23 protein-coding genes are annotated in these 23,385 nt (G+C 59.5%); 9 read left to right on the top strand and 14 right to left on the bottom strand.

Annotation, left to right across the window (positions count from 1 at the left end; all coding sequences use genetic code 11):
* Positions 1–81 precede the first annotated feature (81 nt).
* Genes CQ007_RS15415 through CQ007_RS15390 form a run of 6 tightly spaced genes read left to right on the top strand, consistent with a single transcriptional unit; the run spans position 82 to position 4,900 of the window.
* Entirely contained in the window at positions 82–825 is a 744-nt protein-coding gene (locus tag CQ007_RS15415; RefSeq protein ID WP_256582306.1) for a DUF3450 domain-containing protein, read from the top strand.
* On the top strand, positions 822–2,168 hold the full coding sequence (locus tag CQ007_RS15410) for a MotA/TolQ/ExbB proton channel family protein (RefSeq protein ID WP_105646729.1): 1,347 nt from the start codon (positions 822–824) through the stop codon (positions 2,166–2,168). Before CQ007_RS15415 ends, CQ007_RS15410 begins: the two co-directional genes overlap by 4 nt.
* Entirely contained in the window at positions 2,161–2,676 is a 516-nt protein-coding gene (locus CQ007_RS15405) for a MotA/TolQ/ExbB proton channel family protein (RefSeq protein ID WP_256582304.1), read from the top strand. Before CQ007_RS15410 ends, CQ007_RS15405 begins: the two co-directional genes overlap by 8 nt.
* Positions 2,677–2,688: 12 nt before the next feature.
* Positions 2,689–3,102, top strand: coding sequence for a biopolymer transporter ExbD (locus CQ007_RS15400; protein WP_105646728.1), 414 nt, complete (start codon positions 2,689–2,691; stop codon positions 3,100–3,102).
* On the top strand, positions 3,102–3,791 hold the full coding sequence (locus CQ007_RS15395) for an energy transducer TonB (protein WP_105646727.1): 690 nt from the start codon (positions 3,102–3,104) through the stop codon (positions 3,789–3,791). Before CQ007_RS15400 ends, CQ007_RS15395 begins: the two co-directional genes overlap by 1 nt.
* A 2-nt stretch (positions 3,792–3,793) precedes the next feature.
* A complete protein-coding gene (locus tag CQ007_RS15390) occupies positions 3,794–4,900 on the top strand; it encodes a lipopolysaccharide assembly protein LapB (protein ID WP_105646726.1) in 1,107 nt (368 codons plus the stop codon).
* Positions 4,901–4,912: 12 nt separating this feature from the next.
* On the opposite strand, the gene CQ007_RS15385 is transcribed toward CQ007_RS15390, so the two are convergent.
* The 9 genes from CQ007_RS15385 to CQ007_RS15345 form a co-directional block, all read right to left on the bottom strand.
* Positions 4,913–5,422: a DUF3299 domain-containing protein gene (locus tag CQ007_RS15385; protein ID WP_105646781.1), complete on the bottom strand. Its 510-nt coding sequence runs from the start codon at positions 5,420–5,422 to the stop codon at positions 4,913–4,915.
* Between the two features lie 18 nt (positions 5,423–5,440).
* Positions 5,441–6,703, bottom strand: a complete 1,263-nt coding sequence (locus CQ007_RS15380) for an ABC transporter permease (RefSeq protein WP_105646725.1) — start codon at positions 6,701–6,703, stop codon at positions 5,441–5,443.
* On the bottom strand, positions 6,703–7,416 hold the full coding sequence (locus tag CQ007_RS15375) for an ATP-binding cassette domain-containing protein (RefSeq protein ID WP_105646724.1): 714 nt from the start codon (positions 7,414–7,416) through the stop codon (positions 6,703–6,705). The genes CQ007_RS15380 and CQ007_RS15375 overlap by 1 nt, the downstream gene beginning before the upstream one ends.
* Before the next feature lie 20 nt (positions 7,417–7,436).
* On the bottom strand, positions 7,437–8,039 hold the full coding sequence (locus tag CQ007_RS15370; protein ID WP_105646723.1) for a DUF2796 domain-containing protein: 603 nt from the start codon (positions 8,037–8,039) through the stop codon (positions 7,437–7,439).
* Positions 8,040–8,207: 168 nt separating this feature from the next.
* Positions 8,208–9,014, bottom strand: coding sequence for an outer membrane protein OmpK (locus tag CQ007_RS15365; protein ID WP_105646722.1), 807 nt, complete (start codon positions 9,012–9,014; stop codon positions 8,208–8,210).
* 63 nt (positions 9,015–9,077) lie between these two features.
* Positions 9,078–9,500: a DMT family transporter gene (locus CQ007_RS15360; protein WP_105646721.1), complete on the bottom strand. Its 423-nt coding sequence runs from the start codon at positions 9,498–9,500 to the stop codon at positions 9,078–9,080.
* Positions 9,501–9,560: 60 nt separating this feature from the next.
* On the bottom strand, positions 9,561–11,006 hold the full coding sequence (gene hydA / locus CQ007_RS15355) for a dihydropyrimidinase (RefSeq protein WP_105646720.1): 1,446 nt from the start codon (positions 11,004–11,006) through the stop codon (positions 9,561–9,563).
* Between the two features lie 71 nt (positions 11,007–11,077).
* The gene (locus CQ007_RS15350) at positions 11,078–12,571 is read right to left on the bottom strand and encodes an NCS1 family nucleobase:cation symporter-1 (RefSeq protein ID WP_105646719.1); all 1,494 of its coding nucleotides are present in this window, start codon (positions 12,569–12,571) and stop codon (positions 11,078–11,080) included.
* 628 nt (positions 12,572–13,199) lie between these two features.
* Positions 13,200–14,117, bottom strand: coding sequence for a LysR family transcriptional regulator (locus CQ007_RS15345; protein WP_105646718.1), 918 nt, complete (start codon positions 14,115–14,117; stop codon positions 13,200–13,202).
* 157 nt (positions 14,118–14,274) lie between these two features.
* On the opposite strand from CQ007_RS15345, the gene CQ007_RS15340 reads away from it, so the two are divergent.
* Positions 14,275–15,618 (top strand): aspartate aminotransferase family protein, encoded by a 1,344-nt coding sequence (locus CQ007_RS15340; RefSeq protein WP_105646717.1) that lies wholly within the window; start codon positions 14,275–14,277, stop codon positions 15,616–15,618.
* A gap of 33 nt (positions 15,619–15,651) precedes the next feature.
* A complete protein-coding gene (locus CQ007_RS15335; RefSeq protein ID WP_105646716.1) occupies positions 15,652–17,142 on the top strand; it encodes a CoA-acylating methylmalonate-semialdehyde dehydrogenase in 1,491 nt (496 codons plus the stop codon).
* 72 nt (positions 17,143–17,214) lie between these two features.
* Here CQ007_RS15335 and alr read toward each other — a convergent pair whose 3' ends face one another.
* The 3 genes from alr to CQ007_RS15320 all read right to left on the bottom strand — a co-directional run bounded on the left by alr (position 17,215) and on the right by CQ007_RS15320 (position 20,025).
* A complete protein-coding gene (gene alr / locus CQ007_RS15330) occupies positions 17,215–18,285 on the bottom strand; it encodes an alanine racemase (protein ID WP_105646715.1) in 1,071 nt (356 codons plus the stop codon).
* Between the two features lie 96 nt (positions 18,286–18,381).
* Positions 18,382–18,738 (bottom strand): RidA family protein, encoded by a 357-nt coding sequence (locus CQ007_RS15325; RefSeq protein WP_105646714.1) that lies wholly within the window; start codon positions 18,736–18,738, stop codon positions 18,382–18,384.
* A 27-nt stretch (positions 18,739–18,765) separates the two neighbouring features.
* Entirely contained in the window at positions 18,766–20,025 is a 1,260-nt protein-coding gene (locus CQ007_RS15320; RefSeq protein ID WP_105646713.1) for a D-amino acid dehydrogenase, read from the bottom strand.
* A gap of 294 nt (positions 20,026–20,319) precedes the next feature.
* Here CQ007_RS15320 and CQ007_RS15315 point away from each other — a divergent pair, with 294 nt between their 5' ends.
* Entirely contained in the window at positions 20,320–21,000 is a 681-nt protein-coding gene (locus tag CQ007_RS15315; RefSeq protein WP_218278895.1) for a TetR family transcriptional regulator C-terminal domain-containing protein, read from the top strand.
* 62 nt (positions 21,001–21,062) lie between these two features.
* Here the strand turns inward: CQ007_RS15315 and CQ007_RS15310 are convergent, their stop codons facing one another.
* Entirely contained in the window at positions 21,063–22,295 is a 1,233-nt protein-coding gene (locus CQ007_RS15310; protein ID WP_105646712.1) for a Zn-dependent hydrolase, read from the bottom strand.
* A gap of 66 nt (positions 22,296–22,361) precedes the next feature.
* Positions 22,362–23,366 (bottom strand): TIGR03842 family LLM class F420-dependent oxidoreductase, encoded by a 1,005-nt coding sequence (locus CQ007_RS15305; RefSeq protein ID WP_105646711.1) that lies wholly within the window; start codon positions 23,364–23,366, stop codon positions 22,362–22,364.
* Positions 23,367–23,385: the final 19 nt, after the last annotated feature.

Here is a 23,385-nt window from a genome sequence, read left to right as displayed (position 1 = left end):
ATAATGCTTCTCTTTTGTGGCGAGGTCCGGACCTCGTCGTTCCTCTGGAGATACTGGATGAGAGCGGTTTGGATAATCTTGATGGCAGGACTGTTGCCTGCCATGGCGCTGGCGCAGGGTGCGGCAGAGCAGGCGCTGACCGAGGGAGAGGCGCTGATGACCGATGCACAGCGCTCCCAGCAACGCATCGATCAACTGGATGACGCAACGCGCGAGTCGCTGAACCGCTACCGCCAGGCCATCCAGCAGAAGGAGCAGCTGACTGAATACAGCAAGCAGCTGAGCGATATGGTGCAGTCCCAGCGCCGCGAGCTGGAGGACCTGCAGGCCCAGCTGGCGACCATTGAAGAGACCCAGGCCGAAGTCATGCCGCTGTTGCAGCGCATGCTCAACTCGCTGGAGCAGTTCATCGAGCTGGATCTGCCGTTCCTGGAAGACGAACGGGCAGACCGGCTGGCACAACTCAAGGCGGTGATGGTCCGGCCGGAGGTGACCGTCGCCGAGAAATACCGGCGGGTGCTCGAGGCCTACCAGATCGAAAGTGATTACGGCCGCACCCTGGAAGCCTGGCGCGGCAGCCTGGAGGTCGATGGCAGTCAGCGGGTGGTCGAGTTCCTGCGGCTGGGTCGGCTGATGCTGTTCTACCAGACCCTGGACGGCCATACGCAGGGCTACTGGAATGCCACTGCGCAGCAATGGGAGGCATTGCCGGGCGGTTACAACCGCGCCCTCGCACAGGGGCTGGGTATCGCCCGTCAGCAGCAGACCGCTGCCATGCTGCGACTGCCTTTGCCGCCGGTCAGTGAACAGGGAGCTGCACAATGAAACGTCTGTTGATCGCTTTTATCATGGTACTGGCCAGCCCCATGGCGCTGGCCCAACCGGCTTCCCTGGATCAGTTGCTGCAGGACATCCGCGAGATCCGCAGCAGCGAGCAGGCCGCGATGCGTGAGCGCGAAACGCAATTTCTGCGTGAACGGGACAACCAGCAGCGCCTGATGGCCCAGGCTGAACGCGAGCTGGCCCCGATCAAGGCCGAAGCCGATCGGCTCAAGGCCGAGTTCGACAGCCTGGAGCAGGCTCTGGCCGATACCGAAGCGGAAATGAAACAGCGCAGCGGTTATCTTGGCGAGCTGTTCGGTGTGGTGCGTCATGTGGCTTCCGATACCCATAGCCAATGGCAGGATTCCCTGCTGAACATGCAGTTCCCCGAACGTTTGCAGCAACTCGACCAACTGAGTTCCGCCGCGCAGATTCCGACGGTGGAGACCCTGGAACAGTTCTGGTTCATGCTCCAGGAAGACATGACCGCCAGCGGCAAGGTCAGTCGCTTCAATGCCCCGGTGATCGACCGGGATGGCCAACAGCAGGAGATGCCGGTCGTGCTGGTTGGACCTTTCGTGGCGTTGGGCGGTGAGCGCTACCTCAGCTACCAGCCGGAGGCCGCTACCCTGCAGGTGGCGAGCAACCAGCCGGACGGGCGTGGCCTGATCGGTGATTTCCTGGCCCCGCGCACCGGGCTGGCCGACCTGATGGTCGATCCCACACGTGGCACCGTGCTGGCGCAGATGCAGCAGACCCCCTCGTTCATGGACCGGGTGCATCAGGGTGGGCTGGTCGGCTATGTGATCATGGTGTTGGGCGCCCTGGGTGTGGTACTGGCGCTGGGCAAGCTGGCCTGGCTGCTGGCGCTGTCGAAGAAGGTCGACCGCCAGGCCAATGAACTGGACAACCTGCGTGATGACAACCCGCTGGGCCGCATCCTCGGGGTGATCGGTACCCAGCCCAAGCTGGAAGAGCTGGAAACCCTGGAGCTCAAGCTGGACGAAGCCATTTTGCGCGAAACCCCGGCGATGGAGCGCGGCAACGGTCTGATCAAGTTGCTCGCCGCCGTGGCGCCGCTGCTCGGGTTGCTGGGTACCGTGACGGGCATGATCGCCACCTTCCAGGCCATCACACTGTTCGGTACCGGTGATCCGAAGCTGATGGCCGGGGGTATCTCCCAGGCATTGGTGACCACGGTACAGGGCCTGGTAGTGGCCATTCCGCTGCTGTTCCTGCATGCCACCCTGGCGGCCCGCAGCAAAGGCCTGATCCAGGTGCTGGAACAACAGAGTGCGGGCCTGATCGCGCTGCACCTGGAACCCGGAGCAAGGCGCGGTGAGTGAAGCCTTCTGGTTGCTCAAGGACTTTCTCGACAGCGGCGGCTGGGTGCTGTGGACCATCCTGGGTTTCACCATAGTGCTGTGGACGCTGATGGTCGAACGCTTGTGGTACCTGTGGCGAATCTTCCCCAAGCGCTCGGCCAGCCTGGAACGGCACTGGCAGCAACGCAGTGACCGCAGCAGTACCACCGCGCGCTATGTGCGCCAGGCCTGGCTGTCGGTAGCGCGGCAACGGCTGGAGCGCTTCATGCCGTTGATCCGGGTACTGATCGCCATGTGTCCGCTGCTCGGCCTGCTGGGTACGGTGAGTGGCATGATCCAGGTGTTCGATGTGCTGTCGGTCAGTGGTACCGGCAACCCCAGGGCAATGGCTGCCGGGGTGTCCCGGGCCACGGTGCCGACCATGGCCGGCATGGTGATCGCCATCAGTGGATTGTTTTTTCTGGCGCGGCTCGATGCCCAATCGCGGCTGGCCATGCAACGGCTGACTGACCGTCTGCATCACGAATAGGAACTCTTGAACATGCGCATGCGCAGACATTCGGCAGGAAACGACGATGAGGCCGGCATTGACCTGACCCCCATGCTCGACGTGGTGTTCATCATGCTGATCTTCTTCATCGTCACCAGTACTTTCATCAAGACCACCGGCATCGAGATCAACACGCCGACCGCCGATAGTGCCGAGCAGCAGCCCAAGGGCAACATCCTGATCGGTATCGACCCCAACGGGGAAATCTGGATCGATCGCCAGCAGGTGGATATCCGCGGAGTGCGCGCTGCGGTGGAACGCATGCGCGTGGACCAGCCCGAGAGCAGCGTGGTGGTACAGGCCGATCAGGACGCCCGTAGTGGTGTGGTGATCCGGGTCATGGACCAGGTACGCATGGCCGGCGTGGCGGATGTGGCACTGGCTGCCACGGCGGGAGATAACTGATGCGCCTGCTGGTCAGCTTTGCCGGTGGCTTGCTGGTGACGCTGGCGTTGTTCGCCATCATGATCGTGCTGGTCATGCCGCCGCGGGACAACCGGGAGTTGGGTGAGGAGCTGGCGCGTGTCAGCTTCGTGCGCAGCGTCGCCGACTCGTCCAGCGACAGCCGCCAGCGCCAGCAGCGGCAGCCACCGGAACAGCCGCAGCCACCGGAGATGCCGACGCCTCAGCAGGCGCCAGCGCAGCCGCAGGTCAGCACCAACGTACAATTGAACATCGCCGTACCGAATTTGCCGACGCCCGGCATCAGTATCGCGGTGACGCCGACCCTGGCTGGCCTCACTGCCGCCGAGGCGCCGGCTGTCGCTGCTGCTGCACCGTCTGCCCCGGCAGCACCGGCGGCCTCGGGTCCATCGACCGCTGAAGAGGTCTCGCCGCTGGTGGATATTCCACCGAACTATCCGCAGCGCGCCCTGGCGGCGGGTATCGAGGGTGAGGTAACCCTGGCCTTCACCATCACGCCCGACGGGCGGGTGGAGAACCTGCGGGTTACCCACGCCCAGCCCAAGGGCGTGTTCGAGCGTGAGGCCCGCCGTGCGGCCAGCCGCTGGCGCTTCGCACCGCGCCGGGAGAATGGTCAACCGGTGGCTCGCGAGGCAACCAAAACCTTGTATTTCCGTCTGGAGGGAAGGTGATCATGGGCTCTGCCAATTTCTACCGTAGTGCTGCATTGTGCCTGGCGCTGCTGGCGCCGGGGCTGGTGGCTGCCCAGCAGGCCATCGACCCGATGGTGTTCATGGCATTGAACAGTGCGCAGAAGGCCCAGGAAAAAGGTGACCTCGGTGAGGCGCGCAAGCTGCTGAATCAGGCACTGGACAAAGCCAGGTCCGGCAGTCTGGAACTGGCGCTGATCGAGCAGCGGCTTGGCTACCTGGCGATCAACGCCGGGCAGAACCAGCAGGCGATCGAGTGGCTGAACAAGGCGTTGGCACACGACAAGCTGGAAGCCAAGGCGGCCCGCCAGGATCGCCTGAATCTGGCCCAGTTGCTGGCAGTGGAGGGGCGCTATCGGGAGGCGGCCGGGCTGCTGGAGCGCGAACAGCGCGATGCAGCGCTGAGCCTGGAGCAGAAGCAGTTGCTGGTACAGTGCTACAGCCAGACGCGCGACTATGCCAAGGCTGTTCCGCTGGCCGAACAGGTAGTGCGAGCCAACGCCGGGGCGGATGATATCTGGTATCAGTTGCTGGTCGGCATGACCTACCAGCAGGGGCAATACGAGCGTGCCGCCCAGTGGCAGAAAGTGCTGCTGCGGCGCCACCCGCAGAAAAGCGAGAACTGGCGGCAACTGGCCGGACTGCAGAGCCAGGCCGGCAAGCAACGCGCAGCAGCGGCCACCCTGCGCCTGGCCCACGAGGGCGGTGTCGGGCTGACCCAGACCGATCTGGATAATCTGGTGGCGCTGCAGGTCAATGCCGGTGCCCCGTGGCAGGCGGCGCGCCTGCTGGAAGCATTGATGGCCCAGCAACTGCTGCCGAGCGACGCGGCGCGCCAGGAGCGCCTGGCCCAGCTGTGGACGCTGGCCCGTGACCGCAGCCGTGCCCGGGACGCCTGGGCGGCACTGGCCAATGGCAGCAATCGTGCCGACCATTGGCTGCGGTTGGCGGGTATCCAGCTGGAGGAGGGTGACTGGTCGGAACTGCTGGCCACGCTCAAGCGCGCGCAAAGTGGTGCCAGCAACCAGCAGCGCCAGTTGATCCGGCAGTGGGAAGGCTATGCCCGTTCAGCGATCGAGAACAACAGCTGAATGCGCTGCTGATCAATACACATAGGGCTCAATGCTGGCTGCATCGATGCGGTAGCCAGCATTGGCCAGTTCATTTTCCATGTGCTCTACCTGCATGGTGCCGCTGATCCAGAACGGTTGGTACAGATCCCGCAGCTTGATCCCGGATGTGCTGCGCACATGCACGACCTGGTTGGACGGCGGTGGCGGGACATGGATGCAGGCGCCGAAATAGGGCACCAGTAGAAACTCCTCCACCTCCATCGCCTCGGTGATGCCGAGCGGCACCACATAACCGGGCAGCTTGACCTCCCTGCCATCCAGTTCCTGCACCACCGGAGCATTGGTTTCCATCTGCACCGCCGGGTCACCCAGCTCCGCGTCCATCTCGCCCAACAGCGACAGGTCATGCACCGGCAGGGGGATTTCCTGCAGTTCGCGCAGCTCTGCTGGCAGCAGCTCATCCCAGGCGATTTCCTCTGCCGCGTTGGCCGTTGCCATTGCGAGCAGCACCAAGCCGGTGAGCAATAATCGTGAACCCATGTGCATGTCCCGTTCCGGTCAGGTGCGGATCGACAGACCGTCGATCAGCGATTGGCGATAGGCGCGCCAGGCCGGCACGCAGCCCATGATGATGGCTGCCAGCAGTATGGCACCCAGCAGGCTCCAATCCCATAGGCCGGGTGCGGTGATCGGAATGAACAGGCCGTAGCGTGACAGGATTACCGGTTGGGCCAGCCACACCGTCAGGTACATCAGCCCCAGCCCCAGCAGTATCCCCGCCAATGCCAGGCCGGCGGCCTCCAGCAACAGCAGGCCGAACACATGCCGCGGGCGGGCGCCTACCGAACGCAGGATGGCCATCTCCCGGCGCCGTTCGTTGAGGCTGGCGAGGATCGCCGTGAGCATGCCGACCAGTCCGGTCAGCACGACGAATACCGAGACGATGAACAGCGCCTGTTCCGCCACCCCGAGCAGGCTCCACAACTCCTGTAGCGCGACCCCGGGCAGCACCGCCATCAGCGGTTCGCTGGGGAAGCGATTGATGTCCCGTTGCACGGCAAAGGTGGCGACCCGGCTATCCAGCCCGAGCAGCATGGCCGTGATGGTGGTGGGGGTCAGATCCAGGCTGCGGGCCTGTTCGGCATCGACGCGTGCTGCGCCGCGGGCCGGCATTCCCTGCTGCCAGTCCACATGCAGCGCCTCCATGCCCTGCAGGCTGATATGGATGGTCCGGTCCACCGGCGTACCGGTCTTGGCCAGTATGCCGCTGACCTGGAACGGCTTGTCGGCATGCTCGACGAAGCTCACTGCGCCGGTACCATGGGCCAGCACCAGTTCGCTGCCCAACTGATAACCCAGCTCCCGGGCGATATCCGCGCCGATCACCGCATCGTACAGGTCATCGAATGCGCGGCCCTCGGCGAACAGCAACTGGCGATCACGGCCGTGGCGAAAGTGGGTGAAATAGTCATCGGTAGTCCCCATCACCTTGAATCCGCGATGCGAATCACCCAGCGAGATGGGAATGGCCCAGTCTACCCGGGGATGCTCGGCGATCTTCTGGTAGCTATCCCAGCGCATATTGCTGGTGGCATTGCCGATACGGAACACCGAATACAGCAGCAGTTGCACCGAGCCGGTGCGCGGGCCGACGATCAGGTCGGTACCGGAAATGGTTCCGGCAAAACTGGCGCGGGCTTCATTGCGGATCTTCTCCACGCCGAGCAGCAGGGTTACGCTCAGGGCGATGGCCAGTACCGTCAGCAATGCGGAAAAGCGTCGATTGAGCAGACTGCGCAAGGCCAGTGGAAACAGGTACATCAGATCACCTCGGGGTTGACGACGGCACGGTTGAGTTCGCGCAGCGACAGGCTGCGATCGAACAGCGGCTCCAGCGCGGCGTCATGGCTGACGAACAGCAAGCTGCTGCCCAGCGCCTCGCATTCGCTGAATAGCAGTTGCAGAAACACCTCCCGGGTATCGGCATCGAGCGCCGAGGTGGGCTCGTCGGCGATGATCAGCTCGGGGCTGCCAATCAGCGCCCGGGCGGCGGCCACGCGCTGCTGCTGGCCGATCGATAGCTCGGTCACCGGCTGCTTGTGCAGTGCCGGCTGGTCCAGCCCCAGGTGGGCCAGCAGATGCAGTGCGGCAGCCTGCACACTGCCGTGACGCTGGCTGGCGCGCTGTTGACGCCGGCTGGAAAAGTGGCAGGGCAGGGTGATGTTCTCCACTACCGACAGATACGGCAGCAGGTTGAACATCTGGAAGATATAACCTGTGTGATCGGCACGAAAACGGTCGCGTGCCGAGCCGGACATGCCGGCCAGATCTTCACCGAGCAGCCGGATACGACCGCTGGCTGGCAGCTGAACGCCGCCCAGCAGCCCCAGCAGGGTGGTCTTGCCGCTGCCGGAAGGGCCCTTGAGAAACACCCGCTCGCCCGCCTGCAGGGTGAAACTGTCGATGTCCAGCAGGGTGGCCCGGCCGGGCCAGGCAAAGGTGATCTGCTCGAGTTGTATTACCGGTTCGGCCATCAGAGGTTCCGTTGGAGTATTCAGAAGCGCACGCGTCTGTCGGTGACTGTCAGCTCACCGCCCTGCTGGCCCTGCGGTGTGATCGCCTGCAGGATCAGTTTCTCGCTGCCGGGGAACAGATCGAACAGGGTGACGTCCAGATGCTCCAGGCGTGTCGGAGTGATGCAGGAGTAGCTGTATTGCGCGGTGATATCAGCATGCTCGTGTTGGTGCTCATCATCATGCCCATGGTGATGCTCATGTTGGGCATGGGCATCATCGCTTGAATGTTCATGCAGGGCAAACAGGGGACTATGCAGCTCCGCCGAATCCAGACTGCATTGCGCGGCAGCGGGCAGGGCAAACAACTTTTCCGGCTGGCGCAGCGTGTTCATCAGACTGTCGAGCTGATCACGTTGCGTCTGGTTATGCGGTGCATGCTCGAAGCCGAGCAGGTCAGCTGCCGGGGTGCTCAGTTCCAGCAGCAGTTGCTGGCCGTCAATGACGATATCCAGGGTGCCGACGCCATGCTGGTGGGCGGCGGCATTGTGGGACCCGTGGGCATGGTCGTGCGGCTCATGGGCATGCAGAGCGAGACTGACGACAGCGGTCAGAGCGAGAGCGAGGGGGGCGAGGCGCGGCATGCGAAGATCCTTGTTCAGATAATTTGATGTTATCCTATAACAATGTGGCGCCGGATCAAGCCTGCCATGCACCGCCTGGGTAGCGGCCCGCACAATAAGGTGTTACCGGGAGTTGCTGGCGCGAGCAAGATGCTGGTACCTCGCTTGGGTACCAGCATCTTCATTGGTCTAGAAGTGCGCCTTCAATAGCAGGCTGGCGGTATTCTGGTCAGTTGTTCCGACAAATTGCTCACTGACATAGCCGCCATCTTTAATTCCAAATTTGTTCTTCCAATAGTCATACTCGATACCAACATAGACTTTCTCTCTCCAGCCCAGCGCCTTGCCCATGTCATATTTGATCTGCGGATTGATATGGACGTTGGCGTGATATTCGCCGCGGCTGTTCTTATCGTTGTCCACAACCCAATCGATATAGCCATCAATCACCAGGTCGGAGCGGCCCATCGGGATGGTATAGCTCCAGGCCGGGGTTATCTGCCAGACATTGTCGCCGGGCCGGCCACCATCGGTTTTACGCAGATAGGTATTGAGTTGGAAGAAGTCAAATCCCGGTATTGCCAGATCAATGGCAGGACCGATCAGATAGGCTTCGGTGTCGCCTTTACCAAACTCATAGGTCATCGAGACCAGTATGTCGGTAACAGGACCGAGCGCAATGTTGGTGCCACTGATTTTGCCGAACGACAGGCGAGGGGAAAACTCGCCATAGTGGGTCCGATTATCACGGCCGTCATTGGCGCCCTTGCCATTGAAGTTGATCTGATCGATGAAGAGAAATAAATCGCCTACGCTCCAGGCGCTGGCGTGTTCGAAGGTGAAGGTTTGTTGGATCGGCGGGTCTACTTTGTAATTCTTACCGTAGAGATAGGTCAGGCTGTTGGTGTGCCATTGGATAAGCTCGCCAGCGCAAACAGAGCTGGTAGCCACTGCGCCGGCGATAAGCACAAGCGAAGAGCTGGTTATTTTTTTCATGTTCTACTCCAGGATATTATTTTTATTTTACTTGGCCCGACTTCAGATACTTGGGCGCGCTTATTAATACAGGCGGACGAGAATGCCTCCGGTAATCAGCAACGCAATGCCGGCAACTCGCCCGAGACTCAGTGCATGTGGGGTAAATCCCGCCAGACCGAAGTGATCAATCAGGGCTGCAGCAATCATTTGTCCGACCAGCACCATCCCCAGCATGGTCGCTGCGCCCAGTCGTGGGCTGAGCATGACCATTGCGCTGACAAAAAAGGCCCCCATGACCCCTCCGCCCCACTGCCAGAAAGGCACCGAGGCGAGATCGTCCCAGGAAGGACGGGGCAGGCGAACAGTCATGCATACGACTATCAGGAGCAGTAGCCCGATTGCAAAGGAGACGCAGGATGCCCACAGGGCATGCCCCGCGCTCAATGCCAGCTGGGCATTCAGGCCTGCCTGTAACGGCAGGACCGCTCCTGCCGCCAACGCCATGCATAGATATATCCACACTGTGTTTTCCTCGTCCGCGCAGGGGGCTGCTTCGCTGCATCGCTAGCCTTGGCGTATCACAGGCTGCGGTGTATTCAGCTCGTTCTCACGGGCGATAGCATCGAACACCGGGCCAAAGGCGGGCCGGGGAATGTACTGGCCGGCGCCTTCCACTGCGAGAAGCTGACCGTCACGCCAGACGATCTTCCCCCGGCTCAGGGTATGGCTTGGGATGCCGGTCACCGTGCGGCCTTCAAAGATATTGAAGTCGATGTTCTGATGGTGTGTCCGGGCGGAAATAGTGCGTGTGCCGGTGGGATCCCAGACCACCAGATCCGCATCGGCACCCACGGAGACAGAGCCTTTGCGCGGATACATATTGAACAGCTTGGCCGTATTGGTTGAGGTCACCGCGACAAACTCGTTCATGGTCAGGCGACCCTTGTTGACGCCCTCATCCCACATGATCGCCATGCGATCCTCGATGCCGGCGGTGCCGTTGGGAATAAGGGTGAAGTCTTCCTTGCCAGCGGCTTTCTGATCAGCGCAGAAACAGCAGTGATCCGTCGCTGTGGTGTGCAGGTTGCCGCCGCGCAGACCCTGCCAGAGCGCTTCCTGATGTTCTTTGGCACGAAATGGCGGACTCATGACGTGGGCTGCGGCAAATGCAAAGTCAGGATGCCGATAAACGCTTTCATCAATGACCAGATGACCGGCCAGCACCTCGCCGTAAACGCGGTTTCCGTTATTGCGGGCGCGGGTAATGGCCTCCAGAGACTCCTTGCAGGACACATGCACAATATAGATAGGCACGTTCATTGCCTGGGCGATATGGATAGCCCGATTGGCTGCTTCGGCTTCAACCACGGGCGGGCGTGAGAGCGGGTGTGCTTCGGGGCCAGTCATGCCCTTGGCGAGCAACTCCTGCTGCAGTTGAAAGACCAGCTCTCCATTCTCCGCATGAACCGTCGGCATCGCGCCGAGTTCGACAGAACGGCGGAAACTTTTCACCAGGGTTTCATCGTCCGCCATGATCGCGTTCTTATACGCCATGAAGTGCTTGAAGCTGTTGACGCCATGCTCGCGCACCAGCACGCCCATTTCCTCATGTACCGACTCATCCCACCAGGTGATGGCCACGTGAAAGGTATAATCCGCCGCCGCTTTGGCGGCCCAGTCACGCCATTGGTGGAACGCCTCGAGCAGGGACTGCTGGGGCGACGGGATGACGAAGTCGATGATGCTGGTGGTGCCGCCGGCCAATCCGGCGGCCGTCCCGGTATAGAAATCATCGCTGGCCACGGTGCCCATGAACGGTAGTTGCATATGGGTATGGGGATCAATACCACCCGGCATCACATACTGGCCGCCCGCATCTATCACTTCAGCAGTGGCGGGAGCATCCAGATTCTCCCCAATCGCAACAATTTTCCCCTCGTCACAATACACATCGGCTAGATACGTCTTGTCGGCAGTGACCACAGTGCCGTTCTTTATGAGTACGGACATTTCTGGTTCTCCTTACAGGTCTTGGCGAGCCGGCACTTGCAATTGCTTTCCGGCCCGATAGATAACCGAGTTCACTCTGGTGCTTGCATACTGTTGCGCATGAGCAGCAGGTAGACACCGGCAGCAATCGCCAGGCCGACAAACCAGGCATAGGTATAGATCTCCTGGAATACAGCGGGCACGCTATCGATGAAGCCGGCGACATGCAGGAAGCCCGGCAGGTTGGGTAGAACCCCTATCACCAGCGCGATCAGGGCTGCCGGGTTCCAGCCATTGCGGTAGCTGTACTCGCCGTCGTTGCGGAAGAGGGCATGGTGATTCAGCCGGGTTTTCCGAATCACGAAGTAGTCAGCAACCATGATGCCGGCGACCGGGCCGAGCAGTGCCGAGTAGCCAATCAGCCAGGTGAAGATATAGGCACTGGTCGACTCCAGCAGCTTCCATGGCATGATCGCAATACCGATACCTGCGGTCAGGTACCCGCCCATCTTGAATGAGATCTTGCTGGGGCTGAGGTTGGAAAAGCCGTTAGCGGGGGCAACGACATTGGCAGCCAGATTGGTGGTCAGCGTTGCCAGGATCAGGGCGATCAATGCGATGACCACCGCGATACCGCCCATCTGACTGGTCAGCTCAACGGGATCCCAGATGGCCCTGCCATAGATCACCACGGTTGCCGAGGTAACGGCTACGCCGATAAAGGCGAAGAGTGCCATGGGCAAGGGTAACCCCAGGGCCTGGCCGATAAACTGGTCCTTCTGGCTGCGGGCAAAGCGGGTGAAGTCGGGAATGTTGAGGGCCAGCGTGGCCCAGTAACCTACCATCGCCGTCAGTCCTGGCCAGAACACGGACCAGAATTGTCCTTCCCGGGCGCCGCCGGCAATAAATTGCGAGGGCGTCGAGAGCATTTCACCAAAACCGCCGGCCTTGAAATAAGCCCAGCCCAGCAGGGCAAGACCCATGGCGATCAGGAAAGGCGCGGCGTAGGTTTCCAGCCAGCGGATGGATTCAGTGCCGTAGGCGATGAAGACCACATGCATGGCCCAGAACAGCAGGAAACAGACCAGCTGCCCCATATCGATACCGAGAAAACCGATAACGCTGCCGGCGATGGCATTGTCGGTCATGATGTTGACGATAATATAAATCGCCGAGCCACCCACCCAGGTCTGGATACCAAACCAGCCGCAGGCAACCAGCCCCCGCAACATGGCCGGCAACTTGGCGCCCGCTGTGCCGAAAGAAGAGCGCAGCAGCACCGGGAAGGGAATGCCGTGCTTGGTGCCCGCGTGACCAATGGCAATCATGGGGACCAGTACAATAACGTTGCCGAGTAGAACCGTGAGGACCGCTTGCCACCAGGACATGCCTTCGGCTACCAGTCCAGCGGCCATCATGTAGGTTGGAACACAGACAACCATGCCAACCCAGAGCCCCGAGATGCTCTGCCAGGTCCAGGTCTTGTCTTCTGCTCTGGCCGGAGCCAGATCTTCATTCCACAAGTCTGCGCTGGGGCTACTGCTCGCAGCGATATCGTACTGAAGTGAATCAGCTTGAGTGTGCATTGCATTGTGCCTCGAATCTATTGTTTTTATTAAGCACGTCTGTATCCCGCGCCATGCAGGATATTGTGTTCTCGAAACTCCTGGCTCATGCCGAGCGACAAATAGCCGTAATAAGCACGCCGCACCAGCAGCGCACGCTATCTGTATGTCACTGGAATGTATTAAATGTTGCCCGGATAGCCATATCCGAGAGCTGTGGGCTCTCGCTTTATTTCAAGCCGGGTTATCTGGAAGCGGGATCAAGTGGGACCTGGGGATGTAGCTGCACATGGTTTCATCCTCTTATCAGTGTTCTCTCATCGAGATGTTCAAGTCGAATGCTAGTACAACGAATGGGCGCCTATTGTCAGAAAAATATAAGCACCATCTGGTTATGCTTTCACGCTTATTGCCATCTTCTTTTTAGAATTTATAACAACATCATCAATACGATTGAGGCTGTTGTTTGCAAACCTACAATCAAGATTTGGGAGGGTCAAGCATTATTTTTCCAAAAGGTAAAATAATTCTTCCACTAGTAGGCGGGATTTTTCTGGAGCGTATGAGCGCTCCCGGTAGTGGCGTGATTCGCCGGTTTCATGAGCGCGGCCAGTGCGATTGGCTGGTCTGGGTCGCTGCCATCTGAGGACTATTCCGACAATCGATCAAGCTCTTCCAGATAGCTCTCAAGTACCAGGTTAGGCGGGGCGGCTTTGCGAGTGATGGCACTGTAATGGGTGACGTACCGGTTGGCTAACGGGTCGATTGCCTGCATGGCTTCGTCGCGCACCCAGCGTTCGGCGTAATGGGTGGGCAGATAGCCGATATAGCGGCCGGTCAGGATAAGAAAAGCGATTCCTTCGCGGTCCGTTGCCGATGCCGCGGCCTTGAGTGGCTCGTGCAGTGCCTTGATTTCTGGTGTCTGCGCATAGGCCGGCAGGACCGCATCCCAGCCGCTGAGCGTTACCGGCTCCGACGGCGGATGCCGGTACAGCGGATGGCTGGAGCTGCAATACAACTGCGAGGCCTCTTCGTACAGCGGGCGGTATTGCAACCCCGGCAGGGACTTCAAGGCGGGGATGATGCCCACATGCAAACGGCCATCCAGTACAGCCAACTCGATATCATTGGGCGGAATCATCCGGATATTGATCTGTACCTCGGGGCCGCGGTCCTTCAGCGCGCCCAGCGCCTGGGTGATCAGCATCTGCGGCATGGTAACCAGGCTGTCGGTGATGCCGATGTTGAGCTCGCCCTTCAGGTGGTCATGCAAGCTGTTCACGTGGGTGCGAAAGCCTTCGATGGCGGCCAGCATCTGCAGGGTGGCCTGGTAGACCTCGCTGCCTTCCTGGGTCAGGGAAAAGCCGCTACGACCCCGTTGGCAAAGACGCAGTGCAAGACGGCCTTCCAGCTCATTCATGGCGATGCTGATCGCCGCTCGGCTGATATTCAGCTCGACCTCGGCTGCGGAGAAACCCCCGCATTCAACCACCTTGCGAAAAATACGCAGCAAGCGCAGATCGGTATCACTGATTTGTCCAGGCAATGCCAGCTTACGGGCTTTCATCTTGTTGTTTTCCTCGATAACCGCTGTTTGGCAGGATAGCGGAGGGCGGCATGTAAGTTAAGTAATCGATTGCATGAAGATAAGTAAGTTTGGGTTTTACTTTAAATTGCTACTGGCGAGACTGGCTGCACGAACAACGTACATGAAGGGTGATGTTATGTCTGATCTCAATACCCAGCGTCATGCCGGACTGACCCCCGGGCAGCTTGATGCATACTGGCTTCCCTATTCCGCAAACCGCCAGTTCAAAGCGGACCCGCGCATTATCGTCGGTGCCGAAGGCAGTTATTACATCGATGCTGATGGCCGCAGGATATTCGACGGTCTCTCCGGTCTCTGGTGTTGTGGTGCCGGACATAACCGCCCGGAAATTGCCGAAGCGGTTGCCAGGCAGTTGCGTGAACTGGACTATGCCCCCGCTTTTCAGTTTGGTCATCCCAAGGCTTTCGAGCTGGCCGAGCGGATTACCCAGCTGACGCCGAAAGGCCTCGATCATGTGTTTTATACCAACTCCGGGTCGGATGCGGCGGATACCTCGCTGAAGATCGCCCGGGCCTATTGGCGCAAAAAGGGCAAGCCGGCAAAAACCAAGCTGATTGGCCGGGCCAAAGGCTACCATGGGGTCAACTTCGGCGGCATCAGCCTCGGCGGCATCGGTGCCAACCGGACCCTGTTCGGACAGGGTATCGATGCGGACCACCTGCCGCACACCCTGCTCAAGGAAAACCTGTTCAGCCGCGGTATGCCTGAGCGCGGTGTCGAGCGGGCCGAGGATCTGCTGGAGCTGATCGCCCTGCATGATGCCTCGAATATCGCTGCGGTCATTGTCGAGCCGCTGGCCGGTTCGGCGGGCGTATTGCCGCCGCCGGTGGGTTATCTGCAACGCCTGCGGGAGATCTGTGACCAGCATGAGATTCTGCTGATCTTCGATGAGGTGATCACTGGCTTTGGGCGAGTGGGTTCCAATACCGGCGCTGAAGAGTTTGGTGTCATCCCGGACATGATGAACGTGGCCAAGCAGCTCACCAACGGGGCAGTGCCCATGGGCGCGGTGATTGTGCAGCGCGAGATCTATCAGACCTTCATGGAGCAGGGCGGGCCGGAATATGCGATCGAATTACCGCATGGCTACACCTATTCTGGCCACCCGGTGGCCTGTGCCGCAGCGCTGGCCTCTCTGGATATCCTGCAGAACGAGCGCCTGGTTGATCGGGTTCGGGAAATGAGCCCGGTATTCGAAAATGCCCTGCATGGCCTCAAAGGCAGCCGTTACATCACGGATATCCGCAACTACGGGATGGCGGGCGCTCTGCAGATAGAGAGCCATCCAGGGGAGCCCGCGCGGCGCCCCTACGAGATTGCCATGAAGTGCTGGGAAAAAGGTTTCTACGTACGCTATGGCGGCGACACCATTCAATTGGGCATGCCCTTCATCGTCGAACGTGAAGAGATCGACAATGTCGTCAATGCCATTGGCGACGCCATCAACGAACTTGACTGATACCGCTAACAATACAGGCAGAGAGAACAGACGATGAAGACAATCGGACATTTGATCAATGGCACTATTGATACACAAGCCAGCCGTACCCAGGACGTTTTCAACCCGTCGACGGGTGAGGTATCGAAGCAGTTGGCGCTGGCGAGTAAAACCACCGTCGAAGCCGCTATCGCGGCGGCCCAGGCCGCGTATCCCGCCTGGCGCAACACCCCACCACTCAAGCGCGCCAAGATCATGTTCCGCTTCAAGGAATTGCTGGAACGCAATGCAGACGAGATCTGCCGCCTGATCGGCGAAGAGCACGGCAAGATCGCCCATGACGCCATGGGTGAGCTGCAACGGGGTATCGAGAATGTCGAATACGCCTGTGGCGCGCCAGAACTGTTGAAGGGCGAGTACAGCAAGAATGCCGGTCCGGCGATCGACTCCTGGAGCGAGTTCCAGCCCCTGGGCGTGGTGGCGGGTATTACCCCGTTCAACTTCCCGGCCATGGTGCCGCTGTGGATGTACCCGATGGCGATCGTGTGTGGTAACACCTTTGTGCTCAAACCGTCCGAGCGTAATCCATCATCGGTGCTGTTTATCGCTGAGCTGTTGCATGAGGCCGGCCTGCCGCCGGGCGTGCTCAACGTGGTCAATGGCGATAAGGAGGCAGTGGATGTTCTGCTGTCCGATGCGCGCATCCAGGCGGTCAGCTTCGTTGGCTCGACGCCCATCGCTGAATATATCTACACCACGGCGAGCGCCAATGGTAAGCGCTGCCAGGCTCTGGGCGGTGCCAAGAACCACGCCATCATAATGCCGGATGCCGATATGGATAACGCCGTGTCAGCCCTGGTTGGCGCCGCCTTTGGTTCATCGGGAGAGCGTTGCATGGCGCTGTCGGTGGCTGTGGCGGTAGGTGATGAGGCAGCAGATGCGTTGATCAGCAAGATGACCGAACAGATGAAGAACCTCAAGGTCGGTGCCTTCTCGGACAAGAGCAATGACTTCGGCCCGGTCATCACCCGGGCGCACCAGGAAAAGGTCATCGGTTATATCAACAGTGCTGAACAGCAGGGCGCAACGATAGTGGTGGATGGCCGCGAACCGACCGTGGCTGGCTATGACAAGGGGTTCTATGTCGGTGGAACGCTGATCGACAACGTGACCGCCGAAATGACCTGCTACAAGGAAGAGATCTTTGGTCCGGTGCTGTTGGTCATGCGCGTCAACAGCATGCAGGAAGCCATGCAACTGATCGATGATCATGAGTACGGCAATGGCACCTGCATCTTCACCCGTGACGGTGAGGCGGCACGCTATTTCAGTGACAACATCCTGGTGGGGATGGTCGGCATCAACGTACCGCTGCCGGTGCCGGTGGCCTATCACAGCTTTGGCGGCTGGAAGCGCTCGCTGTTTGGTGACCTGCATGCCTACGGCCCGGATGCGGTGCGCTTCTACACCAAGCGCAAGACCGTGACCCAGCGCTGGCCATCGGCCGGGGTGCGGGAAGGAGCGCAGTTCTCTTTCCCCTCCTGAGCAGGAGGTGCATCAGCACAGCCAAGGCCGGATCAGGTGATCCGGCCTTGGCTGTTTCAGTTGCGGCATCGTTCAATCACGATAGCGCCGCGGTACGCGGTTCAGGTTGCAGAACAATTGATAGGCGATGGTATCGGCCCAGGTGGCAACCTCGCTGGCCGGCAAGTCTTTACCCCATAGACGCACAGGACTGCCCAGACCGCTGGTGGGCAGATCGGTGAGATCGACTGTGAGCATATCCATTGAAACCCGACCGATCAGCGTAGTGCGTTGGTTATCGACCAGCACAGGTGTACCACTCCTGGCGTGCCGGGGGTAACCATCGGCATAACCCATGGCGACCACGCCAATCCGGGTAGGGCGCCGGGTAATGAAGCTCGCTCCATAGCCGACCGGCTCAGCGCCTGCCACCTCATGTACGGCAATGATGCTTGAATTCAATTGCATCACCGGCTGCAGCTGCTTGGCATTGTGCTGTGGAAAGTCAAAGGGTGTGGCGCCGTACAGCATGATGCCCGGCCGCAGCCAGTCACCATGAGCCTGCGGCCAGGCGAGTACACCGGGCGAGTTGCACAGGCTCGATGGGCCTGGCAGGTGGCCGGTTACTTCATTGAAGCACAGCAGCTGCTGCTCGGTAGCGCCGCAGTCCGGTTCGTCCGCACGGGCGAAGTGAGTCATTTTCACCAGGCTGGCAATGTTGCGGCTGGCCTGGAGCGCGCCCCATATGCCGGCATATTCCTCGGGCTTGAAGCCCACCCGGTGCATGCCGCTGTCCAGCTTCAGCCAGACGTTCAAGGGCTGCTTTATATCAGCCTGTGCCAAGTCGCGCAGTTGGCCATGGTGGTGGATAACCACCCAGAGGTCGTGTTGCTGGATCAAGGCCAGCTCTGCCGCATCAAACCAGCCTTCGAGTAATAGAATCGGTTGCCGAATACCTGCCTCACGGAGCAGGAGAGCCTCCTCTATACAGGCGACGGCAAAGCCATCGCTCAGGGCCGACAGCGCCTGAGCGCAAGGTATGGCGCCATGGCCATAGGCATTGGCCTTTATGACCGCCAATGCTCTGTTTCCAGAAAGCTGCCTGGCCAACTGGTAGTTATGGCGCAGGGCGCCGAGGTCGATCAGTGCGTGAGCTGGACGCATAGGTTTCATTCCGGAATGTGGTGTTTCTGGGGGCGATGGCCTCAAGAGCGGTAGCGCCCTGAGGCCAGGGTTATCGCGGTGCAGGAAGCTGGCTGGTTAAAGAGTGGCGATGATGGCAACTTCCACCAGGATATCCGGCTTGAGCGCATCGGCCTCCAGTGTGGCGCGAGCGGGTGTTACCCCTTCTGGCAGCCATTGCTTCCATATCAGGTCCATGGCTTCAATATCCGCCTCGATGTTCTTCAGGTAGATGGTGGCGGATAGAAGCCGGGTTTTGTCCGTGCCGGCCTCAATCAACAATCGTTCAATCGCCATCAGGATATTGTCTGCCTGCTCACGGAGATCGTTTTCCAGCGGGGCGCTGTCAGCAAACCTGCCAGCCAGATAAACCATATCCTGATGCACCAGGGTCTGGCTCATTCGCACATTGCTATATAGAGCTTGGGTGTTCATCTCATGCCGCTCCTTATTGTTATCCGGTTATCTCGCGTATCGGTCTACCTCAAAGCCTTCCATGCTGATAGCCATCTTGCTGCCGCCGATTCTGTCGACCAGCAACTGGCTTGAACCACAGGCCATGGTCCAACCCAGGGTGCCGTGGCCGGTATTGAAAAACAGATTGTGGAACTTGCTGGCGCCAATGATCGGTGTGCCATCCGGCGTCATGGGTCGATAACCGGTCCAGAAGTCCAGCTCCTGGGTCTGGCCGCCCTCCGGGAACAGGTCATTGACCACCATTCTTAGCGTGGCGCGGCGCTTTTCCCTCAGCTCGGTATCAAATCCGGCCAGCTCCGCCATTCCCCCCACCCGAATACGGTTGGCAAACCGGGTAATGGCAACCTTATAGGTTTCATCCATTACGGTTGAAACCGGGGCCATCAAGGGGTCGGCAACGGGGAGGGTCAGCGAATAGCCTTTGACCGGATAGATTGGCAGGCTGATACCCAAAGGTTTTACCAGTTGCGGAGAATAGCTGCCCAGCGCGAGCACATAACAATCCGCAGTCAGGATGTCATCATTGGCAAGTTTGACGGCTTGAATCCGATTATCATTTGCCAGCAGGCTGGTGATCGTACGGTCAAACAGGAAGGTGACGCCCATCTCTACGCATTTGGCTGCCAGCTGGGTAGTGAACAGATGGCAGTCGCCGGTTTCATCATTGGGCAGACGCAGGCCGCCGACGAACTTGTCCTTGCTGGGTGCCAGGCCGGGCTCATAGTGTATGCAGCCCGCCTGATCGAGCAACTGGTATGGCACGCCGCAGCGTTGCAGTACGGCGATGTCGCTGGCTGCGGCATCCAGTTGTTTCTGGGTACGCAGCAGTTGCAAGGTGCCGAGCTCGCGGTGTTCATAGTTCACGCCGCTATCCGAGCGCAGCTGGATCAGGCAGTCGCGGCTGTATTCTGCCAGGCGCATCATGCGCTCTTTGTTGACGGCGTAGCGGCCCTCGGTGCAGTTGCAGAGCATCTGCATCATCCAGCGATATTGCTGTGGATCGGAGGTTGGCCGAATGGCCAGGGGAGCATGCTCGGACATCAACCACTTGATCGCCTTGAGCGGAACGCCGGGAGCCGCCCAGGGTGCGGAGTAACCGGGAGAAATCATGCCGGCATTGCCGAAGCTGGTCTCCAGGCCCGGGCCAGGCTGACGATCCACCACGGTTACTTCATGGCCTGCTTTAGCCAAGTACCAGGCGCTGGTTACGCCAAGTACTCCACTGCCAAGGATCAACACTTTCATTGTTTCCTCACGAGCGCAACACAGTGCGCGGTTGTTCGTTTTTTTATTGTTTCAAGGGAAACGCTGGGCTGGTTATCGCAGCCGCCACCTTCTGGTGGATGTTTTTCTGCTAGTGGTGCCGCCCTCTTGTCTGGACCCCCTGGCGGTCTGGCTCGCTAGTTGCCGGGGTGACCAGGGTGTATAATCGTGCGCCTTACGAGCCCGGCTGCACTGGCTGCATGTATGATTGCGAGGCCCGAGCACCAAGGCTGGTGCGCTTGCCGCATTTTATGACTGCAACCAAGAGGTAATCCCTTGGACCAACCCCCCTACCATTTGGCTGAGAACACCCATTCAAATGGCGACGCGGCCAAACCCCGCAAACGCTCAAGCGCCAGGAAAGCCCAGGAATCCCGCATCCTGGAGGCGGCTGAAACGCTATTCGCGCAATATGGCTATAACGGCGCTTCTATCGAGGCGATTGCCGAGCAGGCCGGCCTGTCCAAACAGAACATGCTTTATTACTTCCCCTCCAAGGAAAACCTCTATCACCATGTGCTGAAAAACGTCCTCGATCTCTGGGTCGAGAAAATGACGCTGTTCGAGCAGACAGGTGATGATCCTGCCAGCAAGTTGCGTAGCTATATTCTCGGCAAACTGGAGCTGTCACATCTACGCCCCAATGGTTCCAAGATATTCGCCAACGAGATCATCAATGGCGCGCCCTACATCAAGGACTATCTGCTGCAAAAGCTTTTGCCCAAGCTCGATACCGATATTGCCCTGGTCAGAAAATGGATCGCTGATGGCGTGATGGATCCTGTCGACCCTTACCACCTGTTCTTCTCCATCTGGGCCGCGACCCAGACCTATGCTGACTTTTCTACCCAGATCGCCCTGGTACTGCATAAGGACAGTCTGGATACGCGCGATTTCGAGGATGCCGGGGATTTTCTCACCCACATCATTCTCAAGGGCACCGGGCTTACCAGATAACCTCCCGCTTTGGCTGCCCTGAAAGAGCTGCCTGCTCTATCAGGGCAGCAGCATCAGTGAGCTCAACTATTGGCGCGTTCAACCACAGCCTGAAAAAGTACATTGCAGCCGGCAGCGAGATCTTCCGGTGTCGCATTCTCGGCCTCGTTATGGCTGATGCCATTTTCACAGGGCACAAAGACCATGGCTGTGGGCGCTACACGGGAGATATAGCAGGCGTCATGTCCGGCACCGCTGACGATGTCCCGGTGGCTGTAGCCAAAGTCCTCTGCAGCCTGGCGTACCAGGGCAACACAGTCGGCATCAAAGGGCACTGGCGGGGAATACCAGATCTGTTCAAAAGCCATTTCCAGTCCCAGTTCGGTGGAGACCGAGTCGGCTGTTTCACGCAGGGCCTGATCCATTTTTGCCAGCACATCGGCATCGGGGTGGCGAAAATCAACGGTAAAGAACACCTGGCCGGGAATCACGTTACGTGAGTTGGGGAAGACCTGTAGCAGGCCGACGGTGGCGCAGGCGTTAGGTTGATGGGCGAGGCCGATCCTGTTGACCTGGTCGATCAGGCGGGCGGCACCGACCAAGGCATCACGACGACGGCTCATCGGGGTGGGGCCGGCATGGGATTCCTGTCCGGTCAGGGTGATTTCATACCAGCGCTGGCCTTGCGCATCAGTGACGACACCAATCTGTTTCTTTTCATCCTCGAGGATGGGGCCCTGCTCGATATGCGCTTCAAAAAACGCCTTGAATGGACGGCCTCCGACATCATCCGGGCCGTTATAGCCGATGCGTGCCAGCTCCTCACCCATGGTCTTGCCATCCAGGTCAGCGCGGCTCAGGCCGTAATCCAGCTCAAACACGCCGGCAAACACGCCGGATGCCACCATGGCGGGAGGGAAGCGCGAGCCTTCCTCATTGGTCCACACCGAGGCTTCAATGGGTGCGCGGGTGTCCATGCCCTTGTCATTCAGGGTACGAATCACTTCCAGGCCGGCCAGCACGCCGTAGATACCGTCGAACTTGCCGCCGGTAGGCTGGGTATCCAGATGGCTGCCCATCACCACGGGTGGCAGGGAGTCATCCAGCCCGGCGCGGTGAGCGAAAATATTGCCCATCTTGTCGATGCGAATGGTGCAGCCTGCGTCTTTGCACCATTGAACAAATAGATCACGTGCCTGCTTGTCCAGATCGGTCAAGGCCAGTCGACACACGCCGCCTTTTTCCGTTCCGCCAATCTCGCCCATGTCCATCAGGCTTTGCCACAGCCGTTGCTGGTTGATCATGGTTTTCTGCATTGTCTTTGCCTCATTCGGTCATTGTTGTTCTTGCAGACCGGTGGCGTAGACGCCACCGGTGCCAGCTCAGGCCTGGAATCGGGGAATGATGTGCTCGCCATACTGGGCAATGATGTTTTCCTCATCGCCATTATCGAGGTAGATATTGAACTGGGTGGCGCCAGCCGCCTTGAGCTCGTTGAGCTTGCTGACATGCTGCTCGGCTTCCCCCAGCACGCAGAAGCTTTCAACGATGTCCGGGGTAATGAAGTCCAGGTAGGGGTTATCGCTCTGACCATGCTTGGAATAATCGTAGCCCTTACGCTTCTCGATATAGTCGGTCAGGCTGGAAGGCACGGTGCCGCTGTCACTGCCGTATTTCTCAACGATATCGGCGACGTGGTTGCCGACCATGGCCGGGAACCACTTGGTGGCTTCGATGCACTGATCCCGGCTGCCAAAATAGGCGGGAGCGGCGACGATCACCTTGTAATTGTCCATATTGCGGCCTGCTTCCTTGCCGGCAGTGATGCTCTGCTCGGCCAGCCATTTGACGATGCTCGGCTCGCCGATCTGCAGAATGACGCCATCGCCCACTTCCCCTGCGGTTTTCAGCGCCATGGGGCCATAAGCACCGATATGAACCGGTAACTCGTAGCCATCGGACCAGGGGAATTTGACGGGCTCGGCGCATTCACCGTAGGTCACTTCTTCGCCACGGATCATGGCTTTTACCTTGGTGGTGAATTCGGCTACCCGCGCCAGCGAAGCGGGTTTCTTGCCCATCACTCGCACCGAGCTGTCACCACGGCCAAGGCCGATATCGAAGCGACCGCCGCTTTGCTTGGCGAGACTGCCAAACAGGCTGGCGGCCAGAGACCAGTCGCGGGCATTGGGGTTGGTGACACAGGGCGCAAAGCGCATCTTGGTGGTGTGTTCCATGCACATGGCAATCGCGGGATAACACTCGCGCCATAGAATATGCGAGTCATAGAACCAGCAATAAGCGAAGCCGGCTGCTTCGGCCTGTTTGACCAAGCTGCGGGCCCGTTCGGGGCTGACAAAACCTTTAAAGCAGATACCGAATTCCATTGTTATTCTCCTGTGTCGG

This window comes from Pseudomonas sp. MYb185 (genome assembly GCF_002979975.1).
Taxonomy (GTDB): domain Bacteria; phylum Pseudomonadota; class Gammaproteobacteria; order Pseudomonadales; family Pseudomonadaceae; genus Halopseudomonas.
Note: the sequence above shows the minus strand (reverse complement) of the source record. Positions and strands in the feature narration are given on the sequence as shown.